This window comes from Hahella sp. KA22, from assembly GCF_004135205.1.
Lineage (GTDB): Bacteria > Pseudomonadota > Gammaproteobacteria > Pseudomonadales > Oleiphilaceae > Hahella.
The window spans coordinates 5,491,670-5,512,596 of record NZ_CP035490.1 but is presented as its reverse complement, the minus strand read 5'-3'; the positions used below and the strand labels follow the sequence as shown (position 1 = coordinate 5,512,596).

Genomic DNA, 20,927 nt, shown 5'->3' with positions numbered 1-20,927 from the left:
TGTCTGCGCGCACCTTTGAAGGCGGTTAGCTATTGGCCGCTTTCAGCTCTTGCTTGAGCAGGCTGATGTACTTCTTGCTCAACTGCAAAAATCTTGGCGTCGGGCCGACATCTTCGTACATGGGGTCGCCCATTTCATCTTCCGCTACTACTTTGGCTCCTTGCACGTAAGGAAAGCTGCTTTCCAGCTCATCCAGCGCGGCTGACAGCAGCTCGCTGATGATTTCTTCCTGACTGCGAAGCGGATACATTTCTGCAAGGGCTGCGACTCTGGCTGCGTCTTCTATGCGCAGGCGCAGGGGATATTCCTTGTTCGTAAGACGAACGTTGGCGGTGTTTTCCCAGTTTTGTACGAGAGCGTTAATTTTCATAAAGCGGCCTATGTAAAACAAACGACATCAATTTCAGTCTAGGAGGCCCCTAATAATCGGGCCATAAGAGCATGTACGTAGCGGCCTAAGAGGGCGGCCGAACGTGACGCGGGCGGTTCCGCGGGGGTTATATTCAGTTTAGACCGTCTTCGGTGGAGCGGCTTCCGAAGAGGGTGAATGATGAGACAACCAAGACGGGGGGTGCTATTGTTCTAGTTCGGAATTTTTCGATATTTCACTGAGTTATAGTTGAGAAAAGGCGATTGCAACAAAACGTCAACGAAGAAAAGACTTTTGAAAAAGCGGCGGAGTAAGAGAAATGATGAAGGAATTGCATCCAGAGCTGAGAGAAAACGTACGCCTTCTGGGAGAGTTGTTGGGACAGAGCATCCGCTACCACCTTGGCGACGAAATATTCAATAAAATCGAGAAAATCCGTATCGCCGCAAAAGCTGACCGTAATGCGGAAATCAGTCAGAGGAAGCAGCTGAAAGAGGTGCTGTCGGGCTTGAATGATGAGGAACTGGCGCCCGTTGCAAGAGCGTTCAACCAGTTTCTAAACCTTACCAATATTGCTGAGCAATACCATATTGTAAGGCGTCGGGCTCCCGCCAGCGAACTGGTGGACAACCGCCTTGACACTATTGAAGTCGTGTTTGACCGTCTGATAGGCCAAGGCGTCAGTAAAGATAAATTCTTCACACAACTGGCGGACTTGAATCTGGAGTTTGTGCTGACGGCGCACCCTACTGAAATTACCCGTCGCACTTTGATTCAAAAATATGATCAGATTTCTGAGTGTCTCGAATCCCTGGACCGCAGCGATTTGCTGGACGAAGAATACGCCAAAATCGTTGAGCGTTTACGCCGCCTTATCACCGAGGCCTGGCATACGGATGAGATCCGTTACGAACGTCCTACTGCGGTGGATGAGGCTAAGTGGGGCTTCGCCGTTATAGAGAACTCATTGTGGCAGGCGGTGCCGGATTTCATGCGTCAGATGGGCGCCGCTCTGCAGGAGCGTTTTGGCGAAGGGCTGCCGATCAATGTGAATCCCGTACGGTTCGCATCCTGGATGGGGGGGGACAGAGACGGTAATCCCAATGTCACCTCAGAGGTCACTCGGGAAGTCTTTTTGTTGAGTCGTTGGATGGCGGCGGACCTGTATTTGCGTGATATTGAAGCACTGCGCTCAGAATTATCTATGACTGCCTGTAATGGCGAGCTGGCGCGCGCCTCGGGGCAGAGCCGTGAGCCTTACCGAAAGATTCTCGCCAAGTTGCGCAGCCGGCTGGAGGCGACAAGGGCCTGGGCTGCTGAGGCTTTGGACTCCACGAAGAAACCTTCCGCCGATGTATTGCTCAATAATGCTGAGCTGATTGAGCCGTTAATGGTGTGCTATCGCTCGCTGCGAGACTGTGGCATGGAAGTTATCGCCAATGGGCCGCTTCTGGACGTCATCCGCCGGGCGCAATGTTTCGGCCTGCAATTGGTAAGACTGGATATCCGACAGGACTCTGAGCGTCACAGCGACGTTATGAAGGAAATATGCGCATACCTCGATATTGGCGATTACTCACAATGGACGGAAGAAGAGAAGCAGGCGTTTTTGATTCGAGAACTGGAGGGCCGGCGTCCGCTGCTTCCCAAAGAGTGGCCGGCGTCTGCGGAAGCCAGGGAGGTCCTCGATACCTGCAAGGTAGTGGCGATGCAGCCTCCAGAAGGGCTGGCTTCCTATGTTATCTCCATGGCGAGCGACCCATCTGATGTGCTGGCGGTGATTCTGTTGCTGCGAGAGAGCGGTATGCGCCATCGCATCCCGATTGCGCCGCTGTTTGAGACCCTGAGCGACTTACAAGGCGCGGCGGACAGCATTGGCCGTTTGCTGGATCTTCCATGGTACCGGGAGTACATAGGCGGTAAACAAGAGGTCATGATTGGCTACTCGGACTCAGCCAAGGATGCGGGGCAGATGGCGGCGGCCTGGGCTCAGTATCAGGCGCAAGAGGCGCTGGTCAAAGTGGCCGCGAAGCACGATGTGAAACTGACGCTGTTCCACGGTCGTGGTGGAACGGTTGGTCGTGGCGGCGGTCCTGCTAACCGCGCAATTTTGTCGCAACCGCCAGGTTCCGTCGCGGGTAACTTCAGGATTACCGAACAAGGTGAAATGATCCGCTTTAAGTTCGGGCAGCCCAAGGTCGCCAAGCAGAGTTTTAACCTTTACCTCGGCGCTGTATTGGAAGCTTCCTTGGTGCCGCCGCCTGAGCCGGAGCCCGCTTGGCGCGAGATGATGGACAAGCTATCCGGTCTGGCGGTGAACTCTTATCGTGAAGTGGTGCGTGAGCGCCCAGGTTTCGTGGAGTATTTTCGCTCCGCGACCCCGGAGCAGGAGTTGGGCAAACTGGCGTTAGGCAGTCGTCCTGCGCGCCGTAAGGCCTCTGGCGGCGTCGAAAGTCTGCGCGCGATTCCGTGGATTTTCGCCTGGACGCAAATGCGCTTGATGTTGCCGGCCTGGTTGGGCAGCGATACAGCGCTGCAAACAGCAGTAGATGATGGCGGCGCTGATACGCTGAAAGCCATGCTGACTGGCTGGCCATTCTTTGAAACTCATGTGGACATGCTGGAAATGGTGTTGTCCAAAGTCGATCCGGAAATTGCGCGTTTTTATGAGGAGCGTTTGGTTAAACCCGAGCTGCATCCACTGGGGGATGAGCTGCGTCGCCGGGCGGGGTGCGCCGTGCGCTTGATCAATGAGCTGAAAGGGCAGGATGAACTATTGCTGGATAACCCGGTCTTCATGCACTCCCTGCAGGTTCGTAACCCCTATACGGACCCGCTGCACTATTTACAGGTAGAGCTATTGGTGCGTGACCGGGCTGAGGGTGAAACCAACAAGGAAACAGTTGAAAAAGCGCTCAAAGTTACCATGGCGGGCGTCGCCGCCGGCATGCGTAATACTGGTTAATCTCACCGCCGACCCGGCGTCGCCGGGTCGGTTACCAAACTCCAACATTGCGCAACGCAAGCTTACCTTTGCATGTGATTCATATCACGCACGTCCCCTCAACCACATATAAACTAAACTATTATTTGTACTTATTTAGTAGAACGGGGGAAGTGTGCCGCTTGCATCCAGAGTTATGCAGTATCTGAATCGGCAGGGAGTGCCGTATCAACAGATACACCATGATCGCGCAGGCAATATCGACGCTGCTTTGAGGGCGGCTGAGGTGCTGCCTGATTGTGTAGCGGTTGCGGAAATCCTGGTGGACGCCAAGGGCGTCGTGATGGCGATCACCGAATTCGGCACGCAAATGAACCTGGAAGCCCTCAATGGCGCGATTCGGCGTAACCTGCAGCGTCTTACCGGACGGCAGGCGGATCGCTTGTTTCGAGACTGTGAACCCGGTTCACATCCTCCCATCGCCAGCGCCTATGGCGTTCATGCGGTATGCGATGAGCGTCTGTTCGCTAAGGAACAGATATATATCCAGTCGGGGTGTCATAACACTTTGCTGCGTTTGGATCGCGAAAGCTTTCAGAGAGTGATGAGTAGTGCTATAAAACTTAAGCAAGGTTGTTGCGAGGCGCAGGCAATGAATCCTTTATCATCAGATACTCCAGAAAGTCCCGATGTAGGCGAAGCCAACGCTGAGCGCGTGGCGGAGCGACTGAAGCGTCTTTACAAATTGCCGCCGATGCCGACGGTTGCGACGCGGATACTGCAGGCCACCTCCGATCCAGATGCGACGGCAGGCGAACTGGCGGCAATTATTGAGCAGGACCCCAGTCTTGCGGCGCAGATTATGCGGCAAGCCCGCTCTGCGTTGTATGGATACAGAGGTAAGCTGGAAAGCGTTAAAGATGCGGTGATGCGTGTCCTTGGATTTGAGCGCGTCAGTCAGTTGGCGCTGTCTATTTCCGCCAGTAAGGCTTTTGATTTGCCCAATGAAGGCCCGCTTGGCATCGTGTGTTTCTGGCGACATGCGTTGCATGTCTCCCTGTTGGCGCAACGTCTGGCTTTCCACGTGCCGGATGAGCGCATCAATCCCTCCCTGGCGTACTTGACCGGGCTGTTGCACAACTTTGGTATCTTGCTCTTGGGGCATTTGTTCCGCCCCGAATACACCATGCTCAATAAACTTGCGGAAGCGGACCCGATGACTGAGTTGGCGGTGCTGGAGAAGCAGGTGCTTGGCATGGGAGGCGCCAAGGAGCTGGTGGGACTAGGGCATGGGATGCTGGGCTCCATTCTGTTGGAGCATTGGCGATTGCCGAAGGAAGTCTCCATGACCGCCGCAGGACATCAGGTCAAAGATTATCATGGCCCCTATGAGGACTATGTCCTGCTGATCCAGCTGTCCAACTGCTTACTCAAAGAGCTTGAGTTGGGCGACGACCAGGTTCCAGATGATCCGGTGTACTACGCCAAGCGTCTGGATATACAGCCTGAGATCGTGTTTGAAGTGTTTGAACAACTAAAGCAATCCAGTGATTCATTGAATCAACTGGCCTCCCAAATGGGCTAGATCCGCCTAGGCGCCGCCGCCCGGGCGGCTTTATCGAGATTGGCGCTTCAGGTTACCTGCCTATATCCGTATAATTCAGCTCTTTGCTAATCTTCCCTACAATGTGCAGCGTCTCTAATCGGATGTAAATTGTCGCCGAAATCGCGGGGAAATGCGATTAGAATCAATGTGTTGAGAGTGGTCTCACAAAAGGCCATGATGGAACTCGACAATAATAACTCGTCGACAGACTGCTGCGTCGGCCTGTAGCCGGCGCAAGCGCACAGGAATTTGTTGCTTGGATCAGGAGTGTAATTGGTATGAGAATTATTTTGTTGGGCGCTCCCGGCGCCGGAAAGGGCACGCAAGCGCAGAATATTATGAAGAAATTCGGGATACCCCAGATTTCCACCGGCGACATGCTGCGCGCTGCGGTAAAAGCAGGCTCTCCTCTGGGTCTGAAAGTGAAAGAAGTCATGGCGTCGGGGGGATTGGTGTCAGATGAAACCATTATCGCGCTGGTCAAAGACCGCATTAAAGAAGACGATTGCGCCAACGGTTTCCTGTTTGACGGCTTTCCTCGCACGATTCCGCAAGCGGAAGCACTGCGTGAAGCTGGTGTAAAAATTGATAATGTCGTAGAAATCGCCGTAGATGACCAAGAAATCATCAAGCGTTTGAGCGGGCGTCGCGTACATGAAGCGAGCGGTCGCGTTTATCACATTGATTACAACCCACCCAAAGTGGAAGGTAAAGACGACGTTACTGGCGAACCTCTGGTTCAGCGTGTAGACGATACAGAAGAAACTGTGCGCAAGCGTTTGGAAGTTTATCACTCACAAACAGCCCCGTTGGTCGATTATTATCGTAACTGGGCGGAAAAAGATGCAGGCGCCGCACCTGAGTATCTGCGGGTTGAAGGTGTTGGTTCTGTAGACGATATCCGTGACCGTGTTTTCGCGGGTCTGCAGAAGTAATACTGATATCTTCATCTTCGGGCGGCGCTGTTCTGCGCCGCCTTCTCTTCAGAATTGATTGAACAATCCTCATGGCAAAAATACTCGCGCTCGATACATCAAGTGACGCCTGTTCCGTAGCCTTATGGAACGACGGCGAGTTGACCGAATTGCTGGAAGCGACGCCAAGAGCTCACGCTAAACGCTGCCTGCCTATGATTGATAGTTTGCTTGGCGATAGCGGCTTGCGTGTGGAGCAATTGGATGCGTTGGCGTTTGGAAGAGGGCCGGGCTCATTTACCGGGCTCCGCATTGCAGCTGGTATGGTGCAAGGATTGGCTTTTGGCGCCGATTTACCTGTTATTCCTGTATCTACGTTGCAAGCAATGGCGTTCGCGTGGTTCAAGCGCCAGGAAAGCCCCCCCGGCCAGGCTATTTGTCTGCTCGATGCGCGTATGAGCGAAGTCTATTGGGCGGGCTATGAGCATTCCACAGATGGCGTTAAAGAAATCTATGCAGAGCAAGTGGCTCCTCCGGAAATGGTTGATGTAAAAGTCTCGAAGCAGGAGGTGGTGATATTGGGGAGTGGTCTGGTTTATCTTGAGCGTTTGCCGGCGGCGTTGATCGAAAGCTCGGTCATACGGGAGCCTGAGTGGGCGCCGCGAGCAGCCGCCATGGCGGAAATTGCTGCGTCGATGTTTGAGATGGGGCTTACTGTGTCCGCCATTGAAGCCCAGCCTATTTATTTACGTGATGAAGTAGCCTGGAAAAAACTTCCCGGTCGCTAAAAGCCGTTAGTGTTTCTTTCTGTTTACCTCTCCAAACTTTCACGAATGTCGTGCTTGACGTCGACCTCGACAAGTGGAACTTTAAGGGGCTTTTTTGTGCTTAATATTTTATGGGAACATTTTAGATGACTTGGCTTGAAATCGTTGTTTTGGCGCTGATTCAAGGGTTGACGGAGTTTCTTCCTATTTCCAGCTCCGCGCATTTGATTCTTCCGTCTGAGGTTTGGGGCTGGCAGGATCAGGGGCTGGCGTTTGACGTGGCCGTCCATGTCGGCACTTTGCTGGCGGTTATGGTTTATTTCCGCGCAGATATTTTCAACTTGCTCAATGGATGGTTTAAGCAGATTACCGGCGGCGGCGCATCGCAAGAGTCACGTCTCGCCTGGGCGGTCATTCTCGGTACTATCCCTGCGGGAATAGCGGGAGTACTGCTGGACAGCTGGATTGAAGAGAATCTGCGTTCCGCTTTGGTTATCGCGCTGGCGACGATAGGGTTTGGGGTGTTGCTGGGGCTGGCCGACCGCAAAGAAGGAACTCGTGATATTGATCAGTTTACTCTGAAAGACGCATTGGTTATTGGATTCTCCCAGGCGCTAGCTTTGATTCCAGGCACGTCGCGTTCCGGCATCACCATGACTTCGGCTTTGTTTCTTGGGTTGAACAGGGACACTGCAGCTCGTTTTTCATTCTTGCTATCCATCCCTCTTATCGCTGCAGCAGGGCTTTTCAAAGGAATGGAGTTGGTGGGTACCGGCACTAGCTCGCAATGGTCGGAGATTGCGGGGGCGACGCTTATTTCCGCCGTCAGCGCTTACGCCTGTATTCATTTATTTTTAAAATTTTTACAGAAGATAGGTTTCATGCCGTTCGTAATCTATCGCATGCTATTAGGCGCAGGTCTTTTGATCTGGTTGTATGTAGCCTAAGTCGGGCGCCTGTATTTGTGCAGGCGGCCAATAACGGCTGTGGAGGGGCGGTCTATACTTTAAAGGTCGCCCCGACAACTTGCTCGGAGCCCTGCTGATTGAAAGTCTCAATAACTGACATGGACCGGGCGCTGGTCGCCGGAAGGATAGCTGCATGATTGGCGGAGTCGGCTCATCACTGCCGTTACTGCCCACTATTAAGCGCAATGACGGCTCGACGATCAACGATGCAGATGCGTCGCGTCGTGATGAGTCTCAGCGTCGCAGTGTTGAGCAGGCATTTCCTGCTGAGGAAGCGTTGCAGACCAGGACGCAGGAGAGCATCCCTTTTCGGCGCGTTAACGCCAACAATTCTCCAGAGCAAACACAACTGCAGCGGAAGCCTGAACCTGACGATGTATCTTTAGCTGCGCAACAGGCCATAGAAACCTATCAGTCTACCGCCAACAATGCTCCTCGCGATGGCCTCGATAGTTTGGTTAGCATAGATCTGTTTGTTTAAATTCCTGCTTTAATACCCTTCTTTTCTTCTATGGATATTTCGCCATGATTTCTTATGACTATCAGGTGTTGGTGAGCTATTGCGAACAACGCCGGGACGAGGCTGAAGCGTTTTCATCCCGGTTTGGTCTACGACTCGTAGCCGTGGAGGCGTTACCGGCCAAGAGTGATAAATCGATGTACCTGCTGAACTTCTCTGACGCGAAGGTGGAGTTGGTCAATTGGCGCATGCAGGCGCCGGGGCCGGTGTTTGTGGATTTTGTCGAGGGTGCTTTGGCTTATCGGCGCGAGCATGGCGGCGGTCGGGGGGAAATGGTGGCTAAGGCGGTAGGACTGAAAGGCGAAGTAAAGCGCTTGAACGTGCTGGACGCTACAGCGGGCTTGGGACGGGACGCCTATGTATTGGCGGCGTTGGGTTGTCATGTTGTGATGTACGAGCGTAACCCGCTGGTGCATTGTCTGTTGGCGGATGGTTTGCGTCGTGCGCAAGAGTGTTCTGACGCTGCGTCAGTGGCTGCGCGTATGACACTGCATCTGGGAGAGGCCTTTACTGCATTTCCTGATGGTGTGGATGTGATTTATCTCGACCCCATGTTTCCTGAGCGCCGTAAGAGTAGCGCCGTAAAGAAAGAAATGCAGGCGTTTAAGGATATTGTCGGCGCTGACCCCGATGCGGACGAATTGCTGGCGTCAGCGTTGCATCAACAAGTTAAGCGAATAGTGGTTAAGCGACCGAAAGGCGCGCCATGTTTGCTGGGGCGTGAACCGAACTTTACGGTGACAGGAAAAAGCGGTCGATTTGATGTTTATGCGCTACGCAAGCTGACCGGTGGATAGCGCCAACCGGCTGTAGCCGCGCAACGGCGCACTGCGTCTGGATAAAATAACTGATCCGAATTCTATTTGGCGCCTTTTTGAGGCGCTGTTCCGCCGTTGCGTCAGCGGATTTTTACGATCGCCGGTTCGATAAACTGGCTTCGCGATACTTCAACTACTTTTTAGTTGTTGCTTGGGATAATTACGTCTTCGTCAAATTGATTTTCCATGATTCCCCTCCTTTTAAGGACTGGTTAAATATAGTCCAATTATCCACAAAACAAGTTAGGTAGAGTTACCTATCTATACTAATGTACTAATTATCAACCTTTGTTTAGCCCCACTGATTACAGCATGTTAACGATCTATTCCAAGTTATTTTGTATATGCTTTTTGCGCTGTAATACGTATCAAACTGTCGCTGCAGGCGAAGATTATTTATGAGCCTATTGGACTTACTGTTGGGCCTGCTGGCGAACCTCGCATGGGGGTTTAATTTCATTGCGGGCAAGGAAGGCGCTCAAAACTTTCAACCTCTTTTGTTTACCGCGTTGCGTTTCGCCATTTTGCTGGCGTTGACGGCGCCTTGGTTGAGGCCGGCGAAGGGATATATGAAGCCGTTGTTGTCCGTTGCATTTGTATTGGGTGTATTACACTTCAGTATGATGTTCCTGGGCCTTAATGCGGGAGGAAATATCGCCTCCGTTGCTATTGCGACGCAGTTATATGTTCCCTTTTCAGCCATCTTGGCGGCGGCGATATTAAAAGAAAGTATTGGATGGGTTAAGGGCGGAGCAATCGTACTTGCTTTGTCCGGGGTATTCATTATCGGATTTGATCCAGTTGTATTTAATCATCTGGATGCGCTTGCCTGGGTGGTGGGCGCGGCTGCAAGTATGGCTGTCGCTACGATTTTAATGAAGCAATGCCCTACCTTGGGAGTTATGCGATTGCAGGCGTGGATTGCGCTTGTGGCGACGCCGTCATTGTTACTGTTGTCATATATTTTTGAGGACGGTCAGTGGCTGCGGCTGACTCAAAGCGAGTGGTCGGATTACTGGGCGCCGCTTTATTCCGCCGTAGCTGCGTCTATTATTGGTCATGGCATCGTGTATCGCCTGCTTGGGCGTTATAGCGTTTCTTTGGTGACGCCGATGATGTTGTTGGCTCCGATATTCGCGATGGTGTTCGGCATATTCTGGTTTGGAGATGTGCTGACCTGGAAGTTGTCTCTCGGAGGCGCTTTGACCTTGCTGGGAGTGGTAATCATTAATATACCCAGGGAGCAGTTGCGGCGGGTGATGTATTTGCTCGCTGGAAAAAGGAAGGCTTCGGTCTAAGCTTTCTAAAAAATAGAATTCTCTATCTCAAATTTATCGATATTTATACGAAATAGTTGAGGTTAGACTACGGCAATTGATGATGGGAGCAGCTTAACATGTGGAAAAATACACAACAAAATTACGGACTTATAGCGATTTTGCTGCATTGGCTGGTCGCGCTTGTTGTTTTCGGTTTATTCGGATTGGGATTGTATATGACAGATCTGTCATATTACGACGCCTGGTATCAAAAAGCTCCTTTCATTCATAAAAGCATTGGGATGCTGCTGCTGTTCGTCATTGTATTCCGGTTGGTTTGGCGGTTTATCAATGTGCGCCCTGAACCAGAGGCTTCCTTGAGCCGTATCGAGAAAGTCGCGAGTGAATGGGCGCATCGTCTGCTGTATTTGTTGTTGATAGCCACCATGGTCGCCGGGTATCTGATTTCCACCGCAGACGGACGCGGCATTGATGTGTTTGGCTGGTTTGAAATTCCCGCGTTGTTGCCTCCTATTAAAGGCATGGAGGATATCGCCGGGGAGATTCATGAGGTGTTGGCGTGGACATTGGTGGGGCTGGCCCTACTGCATGCTTTGGCGGCAATCAAGCACCATGTGATAGATAAAGATAAAACTCTGATGAGAATGTTTTCCCCCAAATAATCGCTTGCTGTCGGCGGTTTTGTACGGGTGTTTTTTTAACTTAAATCCAAGGAGATATACAGCAATGAAGAAAAGCATCGTTGGCGCCGTATTGGGCGTTATGTTGACTGGCGCAGCGTCGGTTCATGCGGCGGACTTCGTCATGGACACCAAGAACGCGCACTCTTTTATTCAATTCAAAATGTCCCACCTCGGCTTCAGCTGGGTGTTGGGACGCTTTAACAAGTTTGACGGCGAGTTTTCCTACGATGAGGCTAATCCCGCCGCAGCGAAAGTGTCGGTGAACATTGATCCATCCAGCGTAGACACTAACCACGCTGAGCGCGACAAACACGTTCGCAGCGAAGACTTCCTGTATGTGGACAAATTCCCAGACGCCAAGTTTGTCAGCAAAAAGGTGGTGCCTGAAGGCGACGGCAAAGCGAAAATCATTGGCGATCTGACCCTGCGCGGCGTGACCAAAGAAGTGGTCCTGGACGCCAAGCATATTGCAGGCGGTAATGATCCCTGGGGTGGATACCGCGAGGGCTTTGAAGGCACGACTACTTTCAAGTTGAAGGACTTTGGCATTCCCAAGAGCTTGGGGCCCGCTGCAGAAGAAATTCAGCTGTATATGACGGTAGAAGGTATTCGCAAGTAATAACTTGTGTTACTACGCTCTACGATGGCTTCAAGCGCGGAGTCATCGTAGAGCGGCTTGCTATTCACACTGAGTCTGACATTTTATTTCGGTGTTTTCTCTTCCTTCGCTCCACTTCACCAACTGCTGCAGGATCTTTTCTCCCACCCGGATTTGTGGCTCAGATGGCGTGAATCCATCTCGTTTTTCCCAGCGACTCACCAGGTCTCTTGCCTGATCAAACGCCGCCACAAAAGATGCGTTTTGCGTTAACGACTCTACCAGGAAGGCGCGGCCGAAATAGGTGAACTCTGCGTCATCGCTGCATCCGAAAGAGGTGCGGTCCGGCTTGGCGGCGGTAATGATCAATGTATCCTCGTTTTCCATGTATGGGATAACGCCCCCGGAATAACAGGCGGAAACCACCACTACCTTCCATTTGAATGGGCTGGCGTCAAGAATTTTCCCCAGCTTTTCTGCGGGTATGTCATTGAGCGGCAGGTTGCTGAGCTGTGTTGCGATACTGTGGTCGCTGCCGCCGTGGCTGGTTATAAAGAGGAAGAGAATATCTTCTTCCGGCTGAATAAGCGTCTCCATGTGATTCAGCGCTGTCTCCAAATTAGTGGCGGTGGCGAGGGGCGACCCTTCCGGGTTGTTAACGTCATTCACCAATATCAATTCTCGACCTGACTGCGTGTATTGCTGGTTGAACAGGCGTTTGGCGAAAGCGACTTCATTGGCGAATACCTGTTGGTCTCCCCATCCGGCATAGCCGATAAAAAACATATCCTGCTCGCCGGGCTTGGATGCTTGCATCTGATCCAGCTGTTTTTGCAGCAAGGGGCCTTGGCGGCTAAGGATGCGTTCGGCGTCCAGAGTAGGTGCTTCTGGTTTTTGCGCCATGGTTTGGGTGTAGTCGGTGATCCAGAAATCATAGAAATATAAGTAGTGCGCTGGCAGGAAGGTCAGAATGGTTAGAACCAGCGCTGCGAGGAGGTGTCGCGGCGTGGCGCCTGATGATGACAGTTTTACTGCGCGATAGGCGATAGCGAGCGTCCAGGCGATCAAAGCGTAGTATGACCACCAGAACAGTTCTGGGTAATCTGAGTAATAGGTAAGAGTAATTTCTTGCTCAAATACAGAATAAATAACGTAAGGCGCGATAATCGAGTTCAGAAACAGAGTTGGGGTACGGTACTGAGAGTAGGGATCGCCAACGATTTTGCTGGCGATAAAGCTGCCCGCCAGAATTGATGCTAACAAGAAGGTTTCACTGAAAACCCCTTCCGCTTGGAATATGCGAGGAGGCTCTGTTGCGTACAGGCCAACCAGTAAGCTGATCAAGGCCCCTAACGCAGCAATGAACCAGAAGGCGCCAGGGCTTAAGCGGAAACGAATAGAAGACGCGGGAAGGAAGAAGGCCAAACGTAAGCCTTGGACAAGGTTATGGAACATTCTGCAACGCCGTTTGATGAATGAGACTGTCGGCGGTCAGTATAACCTTAAGAGGAGAATAAGCTGAATCGGAAGGATAGGGCGCATCCTTGCGCCCGGCTGGTTATTCATGGCGCAGATTGCGCCGTTGAATTATCAGCCTACAGCATCGTCAAACTGTTTCTGGATAGAAGCCGAAGGCTCTTCCGTCGCCAGAGACACGACAATGATTGAGATGGTCGCCAGAATGAAACCTGGGATGATTTCATACAGATCGAACAGGCCGCCGCTTAGCTGTTTCCATACGACGACGGTAATACCGCCGACCAGGATGCCGGCAAGAGCGCCGTTGCGGTTCATGCGCTTCCAGAACAGAGCCAGAATCAGCGCAGGTCCGAACGCGGCGCCAAAGCCCGCCCATGCGTAGCTCACCATGCCCAGTACCTTGCTTTCAGGGTTCAGGGCGATCAGCGCAGCGATGACGGCGATAATTACGACCGCCAGACGTCCTACGTTAACCAGCTCCTGCTGGCTGGCGTCTTTACGGAACAGCGCCTTATAGAAATCTTCAGCCAGAGCGGAAGATGAAACCAGCAGCTGGGAATCCGCGGTGCTCATCACAGCAGCCAGAATGGCGGCTAACAGAATGCCAGCTACGACTGGGTTGAACAGGGCGTTGATCAGCAGCATGAAGGCTTTTTCAGAGTCTTCCAGCGGGTTTTCGAAGTAAGAAATCGCAGCGAAGCCACAGGCGAGAGCGCCAATCAGCGTCAGAGCGGTCCAGGACACGGCGATACGACGCGCCATAGGGATGTCGTTTTCCGAGCGGATGGCTTTAAAACGAGCCAGGATATGCGGTTGTCCGAAGTAGCCCAAGCCCCAGCCAAGTAGTGACAGAATGGCGATCAGGCCCAGAGGTTCGCCTTTTACGCTGGTCCATACGTTCAGCATCTCCGGATTCTTGGCCGCCATGGCTGCGTTGGCTGCACTCCAGCCACCGTCTGCGTTAATTGCGATAACCGGCACGATAATCAGCGCCGCCGCCATCAACAGACCCTGCACCACGTCAGTCCAGGAAACCGCCAGGAAGCCGCCAAAAAGCGTGTAGGACACAACGGCCAATACGCCAGCGAATACCGCCCAGTTGTAGTCCAGACCAAACACGGTTGCGAACAGTTTGCCGCCTGCTACTAAACCGGAGCTGGTGTAGAACAGGAAGAACAACAGGATGAAGAAAGCGGAGATCACCCGCAGAAGGCGGCTGCTGTCTTCAAAACGGTTTTCGAAAAACTCGGGCAGAGTCAGAGAGTCGTTGGCTGCTTTACTGTAAACACGTAGACGGCGCGCAACGATAAGCCAGTTCAGCCAAGTGCCGGCCAGCAGACCAATCGCGATCCAGGCGGCTTCATAACCCGCGACGTATGCATAACCAGGCAGGCCCAACAGCAACCATCCGCTCATATCGGAAGCGCCGGCGCTTAACGCGGATGGAAATGGGCCGAGACTACGTCCGCCTAAAATATAATCGGAGAGGTTCTTAGTGCGTAAGTATGACCAAACTCCAATACCCAGCATCCCTAACAGATATACTAAGAAAGTCATTCCCACAGCAAATTGATTTTCAATCATGCTAGGTTACTCCTGCTTGTTTTTTAATTGTTCTATGAACGCGGGCGTACGCAGGACGCCCGCTATGAGTGCGGCGCTGAGCGGGATTAAATGTGCTCTACGCCCAGCGACAGCAGAGTTGCGTTACCGCCGACGGCTGTCGTGTTAATGGTGCGCGTCCGCTCATTGGCGAAACGCAGCAGATAGTGAGGGCCGCCCGCTTTCGGGCCGGTGCCGGAAAGACCGTGACCGCCGAAAGGTTGAACGCCGACCACTGCGCCTATCTGGTTGCGGTTGATGTAGGTGTTGCCTACTTTCACTCGCTTCTCGATATGAGCGGCGGTGGTTTCATTCCGGCTGTGAATGCCCAGCGTCAATCCGAAACCAGTGTTGTTGATGCTGTCGATGACCTTGTCCAGGTCTTCCGCAGCAAAGCGAACAATATGCAGGATCGGTCCGAAGTGCTCTTTGCTCAGCTCACTGATAGAGCCGATTTCAAACGCGCTTGGGTTAACAAAGAAGCCTTTGTTGTGATCGCCGGGAAGAATCGCTTCAGCGCTCCAGCGAGAGTTAGCTTTCATCTCTTCGATGTGCTTCAACAGGCCTGCTTGCGCTTCTGCATCAATAACTGGACCCACGTCGGTGCTCAAGTGTTTCGGGTGATCCACCTTGAGTTCTTTCAGCGCGCCTGATAGCAGTTCCAGAATTCCGTCTGCGATGTCTTTCTGCACGAACAGTACGCGTAGTGCGGAACAACGCTGCCCCGCACTGGCGAAGGCGGATTGTACAACATCTTTGACTACCTGTTCAGGTAATGCGGTGCTGTCCACGATCATGGCGTTCTGGCCGCCGGTTTCTGCGATCAAGGTGGCGATAGCGCCGTCGCGGGCGGCCAAGCTGCGGTTGATAATATGCGCAGTCTGAGTCGAGCCAGTGAAAGCAACGCCACATACGCGATTGTCGCTCAGCAATTGCGGGCCCAATTGGGCTCCATCGCCGGGCAGGAACTGGATCGCTTCTTTGGCGACGCCAGCTTCCAGCATCATATCAATGGCGCGCGCCGCGATCAGGCTGGTTTGCTCCGCAGGCTTGGCGATTACAGCGTTGCCCGCCGCCAGAGCGGCGGTGACCTGACCAATGAAAATCGCCAACGGGAAGTTCCAGGGGCTGATACAGACGAATACGCCTTTGCCTTCCAGATATAGTTCGTTGGATTCGCCAGTGGGTCCAGGCAATACATTGGGCTTGCTGAAGTGTTTGCGCGCCTGTTCTGCGTAATAGCGGCAGAAATCGACCGCTTCGCGAACTTCGTCGATGCTGTCTTGCAGCGTCTTGCCTGCTTCGCGGCAGCAAAGCGCCATCAGCTCAGGCATGCCGGCTTCCATCAGGTCAGCCAGCTTTTCCAGACTTTGCGCGCGCTTTTCAACGGGAGTGTTATTCCATTTCTCGAAACCTGCGTAAGCGGCTGAGAGTGCGTCGTCGACGTCGTTGGACTGGCTCCAGTAAACCGTGCCGGCGGATTGGGTCTGATCGTAAGGACTCAGTACCTGATTCGGCGCGGCCAGAGTGCGATGTTCTCCGTTAATAACGGGACAGGCTTTCCACTGGTGCTGATCCCAGGCTCTCAATTGTTTTTCTAACGGCGAATATTGATTTTCCACGAACAGGTTCACTCCCATAGAGTTAATACGGTTGCCGAATATCTGTGCAGGCAGCGGGATGCGGTGGTTGGCCAGCGATGAATACCGGGTCAACTCATGCACCGGGTGCTGCACCAAGCTGTCGATGGGCGTTTCTGCATCCACCAGACGGTGTACGAAAGAGGAGTTGGCTCCATTCTCCAGCAATCGACGAACTAAATAGGGCAGCAAGTCTTTATGAGCGCCGACTGGTGCGTAAATACGCACAGTGCGCTTCTGCTTGGCTAGTAGCGCGTTGTACAGCGCGTCGCCCATGCCGTGAAGGCGCTGGAATTCGAAAGGGCGGTCGCTCTTCTCCGCGAGGGCCTGCACGGACGCGACAGTGTGCGCGTTGTGAGTGGCGAACTGCGGGTAGATATGGTTGCGCGCGTATTCGCTGAACAGGAATCGGGCGCAAGCCAGATAAGAAACGTCGGTGCTTTCTTTGCGAGTGTAAACAGGGTAGCTGGGCAAGCCGCGTTGCTGGCAAAGTTTGATTTCGCTATCCCAGTATGCGCCTTTCACCAGGCGCACGGGGATACGGTCGCCTTGTTCCGCCGCCAGCGCTGTAAGCCAGCACAGAACTGGAAGTGCGCGTTTGGAATATGCTTGCACAACCAGACCGAACTCTCCCCAGCCGCGGCTGTCAGGTGAGCGGTATAGTTTCTCGAAAAGACGCAGGGACAGCTCCAGGCGATCCATTTCCTCCGCATCGATGGTCAGGCTGACGTTGCGCTCACGAGCAGCGCGCACCAGTAACAAAACCTTCTCGTACATTTCTGTAAGTACACGGTCTTGGTGGGCTTGTTCGTAACGGGGATGCAGCGCGGATAACTTGATGGATATGCTGGAAGCGCCTGGGCGGTTGTCGTATTGATCGGCTCCAACAGTCTCAATCGCTTTTATGTACGACTGGAAGTAGCGCTCTGCGTCTTCTGCAGTAAGAGCGGCTTCGCCCAGCATGTCGAAAGAGTAGCTATAGCCTTTGTCGCGGTATTTGCGACCATTTTGCAATGCTTCGCTAATGTCGCGGCCTAAAACGAACTGCTTGCCCATGATTTTCATGGCCTGGTTCATGGCGCTGCGGATGACGGGTTCGCCGCACTTGTTGATCAGGCGTTTGAGAACATTGGCGGGCGTGCCGTCGATATTGCGGTCAAGCTTGACGACTTTCCCGGTTAGCAGCAGACCCCAGGTAGAGGCGTTGACGAGCGTGGATTCGCTCTTGCCCATGTGCTTTTCCCACTGCGCCGCGGACATTTTGTCGCGTATCAGTGCGTCTGCGGTGGCTTTGTCGGGGATGCGCATCAGAGCTTCCGCCAGACACATCAGCAACACGCCTTCCTGTGTATCCAGGCTGTATTCCTGCAACAGGGCGTCGACCATGTGTACGGAGTCGTCCTGGGCGCGGACATCTTCAATCAGCTTGGTGGCGCCTTGGGTGATGGCTCTTAACTCATCAGTTCCGGGCGTCGCCAGAGCCATTAGTTCTTCAAGATAAGCCGCTTCGTCAACGGCGTAATTTTGGGTTATCGCCGTCCACAGCGAGTCCAGGCTAACAGCTTGGATGTCGGGCGAAAGTACGGATGAAGCTTTAAACATACGGAGTACTCCAGAACCGCGATAATTGGCGTTATTGTCTGTAAAGATCCGGCTTTTGAAAGGAGCCGGCCCGGCCTGATCCGCTGTCGTTTAATTTGTTCAAAAGAACGACAACGGCCTGAGACGGGGCGAATGGACAGAATGTAATGTTTTGCTATCGTTCAGGTCTTACAAAAAACTGCATGGATTTTGCAAAAAGCTGTGCTTTACAGAACTGCAATAATCAAAAATTGACCTGTCGCATTTACATCCTGTCGGATTGCTGACTGCGTTTTTGCACCTGTTTGGGGGTTAGCCCGTCATGCTTGCGCATGCAGTTGGTCAGTGCGCTCTGGCTGGAAAATCCGCACTTTTGGCTGATTTCCGCAATAGACAAATTAGTTTCCAGCATCAAGCGCTTGGCGTAATCCAGGCGCGCCCGGATGACATATTGATGGGGCGTCTGGTTGGTCGCCTGTTTGAAGAGTTCGTGGAAGTGACGTTCACTCACGCAAATACTGCCGGCGAGGTCTGAAATACAGATGCGCTCATGCAGATGCTTATAGATGAACTGATCGATCCGGTGCATGTCGAGCACGGGAGATTTTTGCCGTTTTACGCTAGGCGAAATTCTTCGGCTTAGGCAGCGGATAATGCTGCACGCCAAATGGTGACGCAGGGCGCGATCATCCTGCGCCCACTGGATTTCCTGAATAGACACCTGCGTCAGTTGCTGCAGTCCACGGTCCAGCGTTACCAGCTGCGGCCTTTCAAACATAGGGTTTAAAAGGTCATAGTCGGGGTGATGGGAGTCGAGAAAGGCAGGATAGTCCTGATCTAAGTCAATGACTAAGACATGGTTGCGAGGACGGCCATAAAAGTCATGGAATGTATCGGTCGGCACGATGCAGGCGTGACTGACGTCCAAACGAGCTGCGAGACCGCACATATCGATCTCTGCAGTGCCGGTTAGACCCAGCACTAGTTGGTAATGCGTATGTTTGTGCCGATTTACGTTTTGCGGCAGGCTGATCACATTTGCTTGCAGCATGCAATGTATACAATAAGTGAAATTGATTTTGGTTGAAAAATATACAGATATGCTCAGGGTAAATGCATCCATTGCGGCATGCAAGTCGGGCGGCGCAATATTACCACCCTCTTTCTTTATACGCTGCTGAAATTTATACTGCCCCGCTTTTCTGGCCTCAAGTGTTTTCCTTAACGCAATCAACGTGTTGTCTTTGGATAAAAATCGTCCAAATGGATTGCGTGCGGTTTTGGTAAATAGGCCTAACGGCCAATGGTGGATTTGGCTGTGATCAGTATCCTTACCGTGCGACTAATAGAGAACGACACACAATGATCTCCTATACTTTTCACCGCCGTGTGCTGCTAATGGCAGGATGCTTTGCTGTCGCTTTGGGATTGGCAGCCTGTAACGAACATGACTCCAATGGGGACAAGTCTGCGCAAAATAGCGGACAGTCCAACAGCGCCCCAGTGGATACGTCCGCCCCAACGCAAAACGGCTCTGGCTCCAATGGCGCCACAAACAATGATTCTGGCGTCGATTCAGGATCTTCAGATACTGGTTCTACGACGCCTTCAACTCCTGATGGCGGAGGAAGCGGTTCAACCAACCCTTCTCAGCCAGATACGCCTGCGGACCCTGCTACACCCACAGATCCTGCTACGCCTTCTGACCCCGCGACTCCCACACAGCCTGGCGATGATGCTTCGTCCGACGATGGCGCGCCAGCTGAGCCAGAACGTTCGTTGATGGTTAGTGGTTATGTGATGAAAGGGACGCTGAAAAACGCCTTGGTGGCGGCGTTCCCTGTTGTAGCGAAAGGCGCGGCGAATGATGCGGATTTTCAAAACCCCGCTGCGCTTACGTTGACCAACGCCGATGGGAGCTACGAGCTGATTATTAAAAATCCGGTAGCGGGCGGCTATCTGATTGAGGCGACCTCCAACGAGAGTACGCGTATGACCTGCGACGCCACCGCTGGCTGCGGGCTGAATGCGTCCGGTCAGGGAACGTCCTTTGGTGATGTGATGTCATTATCGGAAGGGTTTGTTCTCGATTCATACTTGCCGCTTCCGACAGCCGATAAAGCGGTTTTGAATATTTCCGCTTTGACTCACTTGGCGGTCGCCTTGTCTCACAAGAGTAGCAAAGGCTTAACCTCCGCTTCCTGGAGTAAGGCGAAAACGGATTTGGCGAAATCCTTAGGAATTCAGGCCGGACTCATTGATAAGCGCCCAGTGGACTTGGTTGCTATTTCGAATAGCGATGCAGCGGGCGCTGATGTGGGAATCGAATATATGCGGGCCAGTGTGGTTAATGCGGCTTTTGCAGGGCTGGCGCAGCGTCAAGGTATGTCTATCGCAAAAGTGATGGGCGATGCGGTTAAGTCATACACTCAGTCTGGCGAGTTACCTCCTAGCGACTTTAATACTCAGTCCCTGGTGACGTTGAATGTTTTATTTAATGAGGCGTCTGCTATCTCCACAGACTTAGAGGCGATGACTCGCAACAAGTCGGTGCAGTCATTGCTGTCTCAAATTAGTCAGCAGTCTTCAGAGTTCGCCAAGCGGGCGGCGCTGGGCGATTCCACGCCAGTTAAGATTTCCATACAGCCCACATCGGCCAGCGCATATGTGTCAGAGTCCGTGACGTTGAATGTCTCTGCGACGGGGACGGACCCCATTCGCTATCAATGGCGCAAGAATGGCGTCAATCTGCCTAACGCAACTCAAAGCTCGTTGGCGCTTAAAGGTCTGACTTTAAGCAGCAGTGGTAACTACGATGTAGTGGTTAGCAATGATGTAAGCAGCGTCACCAGTAATCGCGCCAGCCTTAAAGTTTCATCCAAGCCAGTGCGTAAAGTGAAGATTGCCTGGAATATTCCAACTACTCGTGAAAATGGCGATGGTCTGGCTAAAGCTGAGTTGAAAGGGTTCCGCATTTACCATCGCGTTCCAGATGAAAATTACGAAAAGGTGATTCAGATAAGCAACCCATCGCAAACCAGCATTGAGTTGTCGAATCTTCCAGCTGGCTACAATTCATTCGCTGTAACGGCGGTTGATGTGAACGGATTAGAGAGCGAATCGTCCAAAACATTGTCCAAAACCTTTAAATAACCAC

At 52.6% G+C, this 20,927-nt stretch carries 16 protein-coding genes; 11 read left to right on the top strand and 5 right to left on the bottom strand.

Going from position 1 to position 20,927, the window contains the following annotated elements:
* Positions 1-25: 25 nt before the first annotated feature.
* Positions 26-370: a hypothetical protein gene (locus EUZ85_RS24285; RefSeq protein ID WP_011395722.1), complete on the bottom strand. Its 345-nt coding sequence runs from the start codon at positions 368-370 to the stop codon at positions 26-28.
* A 319-nt stretch (positions 371-689) separates the two neighbouring features.
* On the opposite strand from EUZ85_RS24285, the gene ppc reads away from it, so the two are divergent.
* The 10 genes from ppc to EUZ85_RS24235 all read left to right on the top strand — a co-directional run bounded on the left by ppc (position 690) and on the right by EUZ85_RS24235 (position 11,489).
* Entirely contained in the window at positions 690-3,335 is a 2,646-nt protein-coding gene (ppc, locus tag EUZ85_RS24280; RefSeq protein WP_206617945.1) for a phosphoenolpyruvate carboxylase, read from the top strand.
* A 175-nt stretch (positions 3,336-3,510) separates the two neighbouring features.
* Positions 3,511-4,899: an HDOD domain-containing protein gene (locus EUZ85_RS24275; RefSeq protein ID WP_241566849.1), complete on the top strand. Its 1,389-nt coding sequence runs from the start codon at positions 3,511-3,513 to the stop codon at positions 4,897-4,899.
* Positions 4,900-5,198: 299 nt separating this feature from the next.
* Positions 5,199-5,855, top strand: coding sequence for an adenylate kinase (gene adk, locus EUZ85_RS24270; RefSeq protein ID WP_127972744.1), 657 nt, complete (start codon positions 5,199-5,201; stop codon positions 5,853-5,855).
* A 71-nt stretch (positions 5,856-5,926) separates the two neighbouring features.
* The gene (tsaB, locus tag EUZ85_RS24265) at positions 5,927-6,622 is read left to right on the top strand and encodes a tRNA (adenosine(37)-N6)-threonylcarbamoyltransferase complex dimerization subunit type 1 TsaB (protein ID WP_127972743.1); all 696 of its coding nucleotides are present in this window, start codon (positions 5,927-5,929) and stop codon (positions 6,620-6,622) included.
* 125 nt (positions 6,623-6,747) lie between these two features.
* Positions 6,748-7,548, top strand: a complete 801-nt coding sequence (locus tag EUZ85_RS24260) for an undecaprenyl-diphosphate phosphatase (protein ID WP_127972742.1) — start codon at positions 6,748-6,750, stop codon at positions 7,546-7,548.
* A gap of 154 nt (positions 7,549-7,702) precedes the next feature.
* Positions 7,703-8,050, top strand: coding sequence for a hypothetical protein (locus EUZ85_RS24255; protein ID WP_127972741.1), 348 nt, complete (start codon positions 7,703-7,705; stop codon positions 8,048-8,050).
* A 44-nt stretch (positions 8,051-8,094) separates the two neighbouring features.
* On the top strand, positions 8,095-8,886 hold the full coding sequence (locus EUZ85_RS24250; RefSeq protein WP_127972740.1) for a class I SAM-dependent methyltransferase: 792 nt from the start codon (positions 8,095-8,097) through the stop codon (positions 8,884-8,886).
* A gap of 419 nt (positions 8,887-9,305) precedes the next feature.
* The gene (locus EUZ85_RS24245) at positions 9,306-10,205 is read left to right on the top strand and encodes a DMT family transporter (RefSeq protein ID WP_127972739.1); all 900 of its coding nucleotides are present in this window, start codon (positions 9,306-9,308) and stop codon (positions 10,203-10,205) included.
* Positions 10,206-10,303: 98 nt separating this feature from the next.
* Positions 10,304-10,849 carry a cytochrome b gene (locus EUZ85_RS24240; RefSeq protein ID WP_127972738.1) on the top strand — a complete coding sequence of 182 codons (546 nt, stop codon included), beginning with the start codon at positions 10,304-10,306 and terminating at the stop codon, positions 10,847-10,849.
* A 64-nt stretch (positions 10,850-10,913) separates the two neighbouring features.
* Positions 10,914-11,489, top strand: coding sequence for a YceI family protein (locus EUZ85_RS24235; protein WP_127972737.1), 576 nt, complete (start codon positions 10,914-10,916; stop codon positions 11,487-11,489).
* A 60-nt stretch (positions 11,490-11,549) separates the two neighbouring features.
* Here EUZ85_RS24235 and EUZ85_RS24230 read toward each other — a convergent pair whose 3' ends face one another.
* The 4 genes from EUZ85_RS24230 to EUZ85_RS24215 form a co-directional block, all read right to left on the bottom strand.
* Positions 11,550-12,923, bottom strand: a complete 1,374-nt coding sequence (locus tag EUZ85_RS24230; RefSeq protein ID WP_127972736.1) for a C13 family peptidase — start codon at positions 12,921-12,923, stop codon at positions 11,550-11,552.
* Positions 12,924-13,058: 135 nt separating this feature from the next.
* Positions 13,059-14,531 carry a sodium/proline symporter PutP gene (putP, locus tag EUZ85_RS24225; protein ID WP_127972735.1) on the bottom strand — a complete coding sequence of 491 codons (1,473 nt, stop codon included), beginning with the start codon at positions 14,529-14,531 and terminating at the stop codon, positions 13,059-13,061.
* A gap of 86 nt (positions 14,532-14,617) precedes the next feature.
* Positions 14,618-17,791, bottom strand: a complete 3,174-nt coding sequence (gene putA / locus EUZ85_RS24220; RefSeq protein ID WP_127972734.1) for a bifunctional proline dehydrogenase/L-glutamate gamma-semialdehyde dehydrogenase PutA — start codon at positions 17,789-17,791, stop codon at positions 14,618-14,620.
* 244 nt (positions 17,792-18,035) lie between these two features.
* Positions 18,036-18,821, bottom strand: a complete 786-nt coding sequence (locus tag EUZ85_RS24215) for an AraC family transcriptional regulator (RefSeq protein ID WP_127972733.1) — start codon at positions 18,819-18,821, stop codon at positions 18,036-18,038.
* A gap of 311 nt (positions 18,822-19,132) precedes the next feature.
* Here EUZ85_RS24215 and EUZ85_RS24210 point away from each other — a divergent pair, with 311 nt between their 5' ends.
* On the top strand, positions 19,133-20,923 hold the full coding sequence (locus EUZ85_RS24210; RefSeq protein ID WP_127972732.1) for an immunoglobulin domain-containing protein: 1,791 nt from the start codon (positions 19,133-19,135) through the stop codon (positions 20,921-20,923).
* Positions 20,924-20,927: the final 4 nt, after the last annotated feature.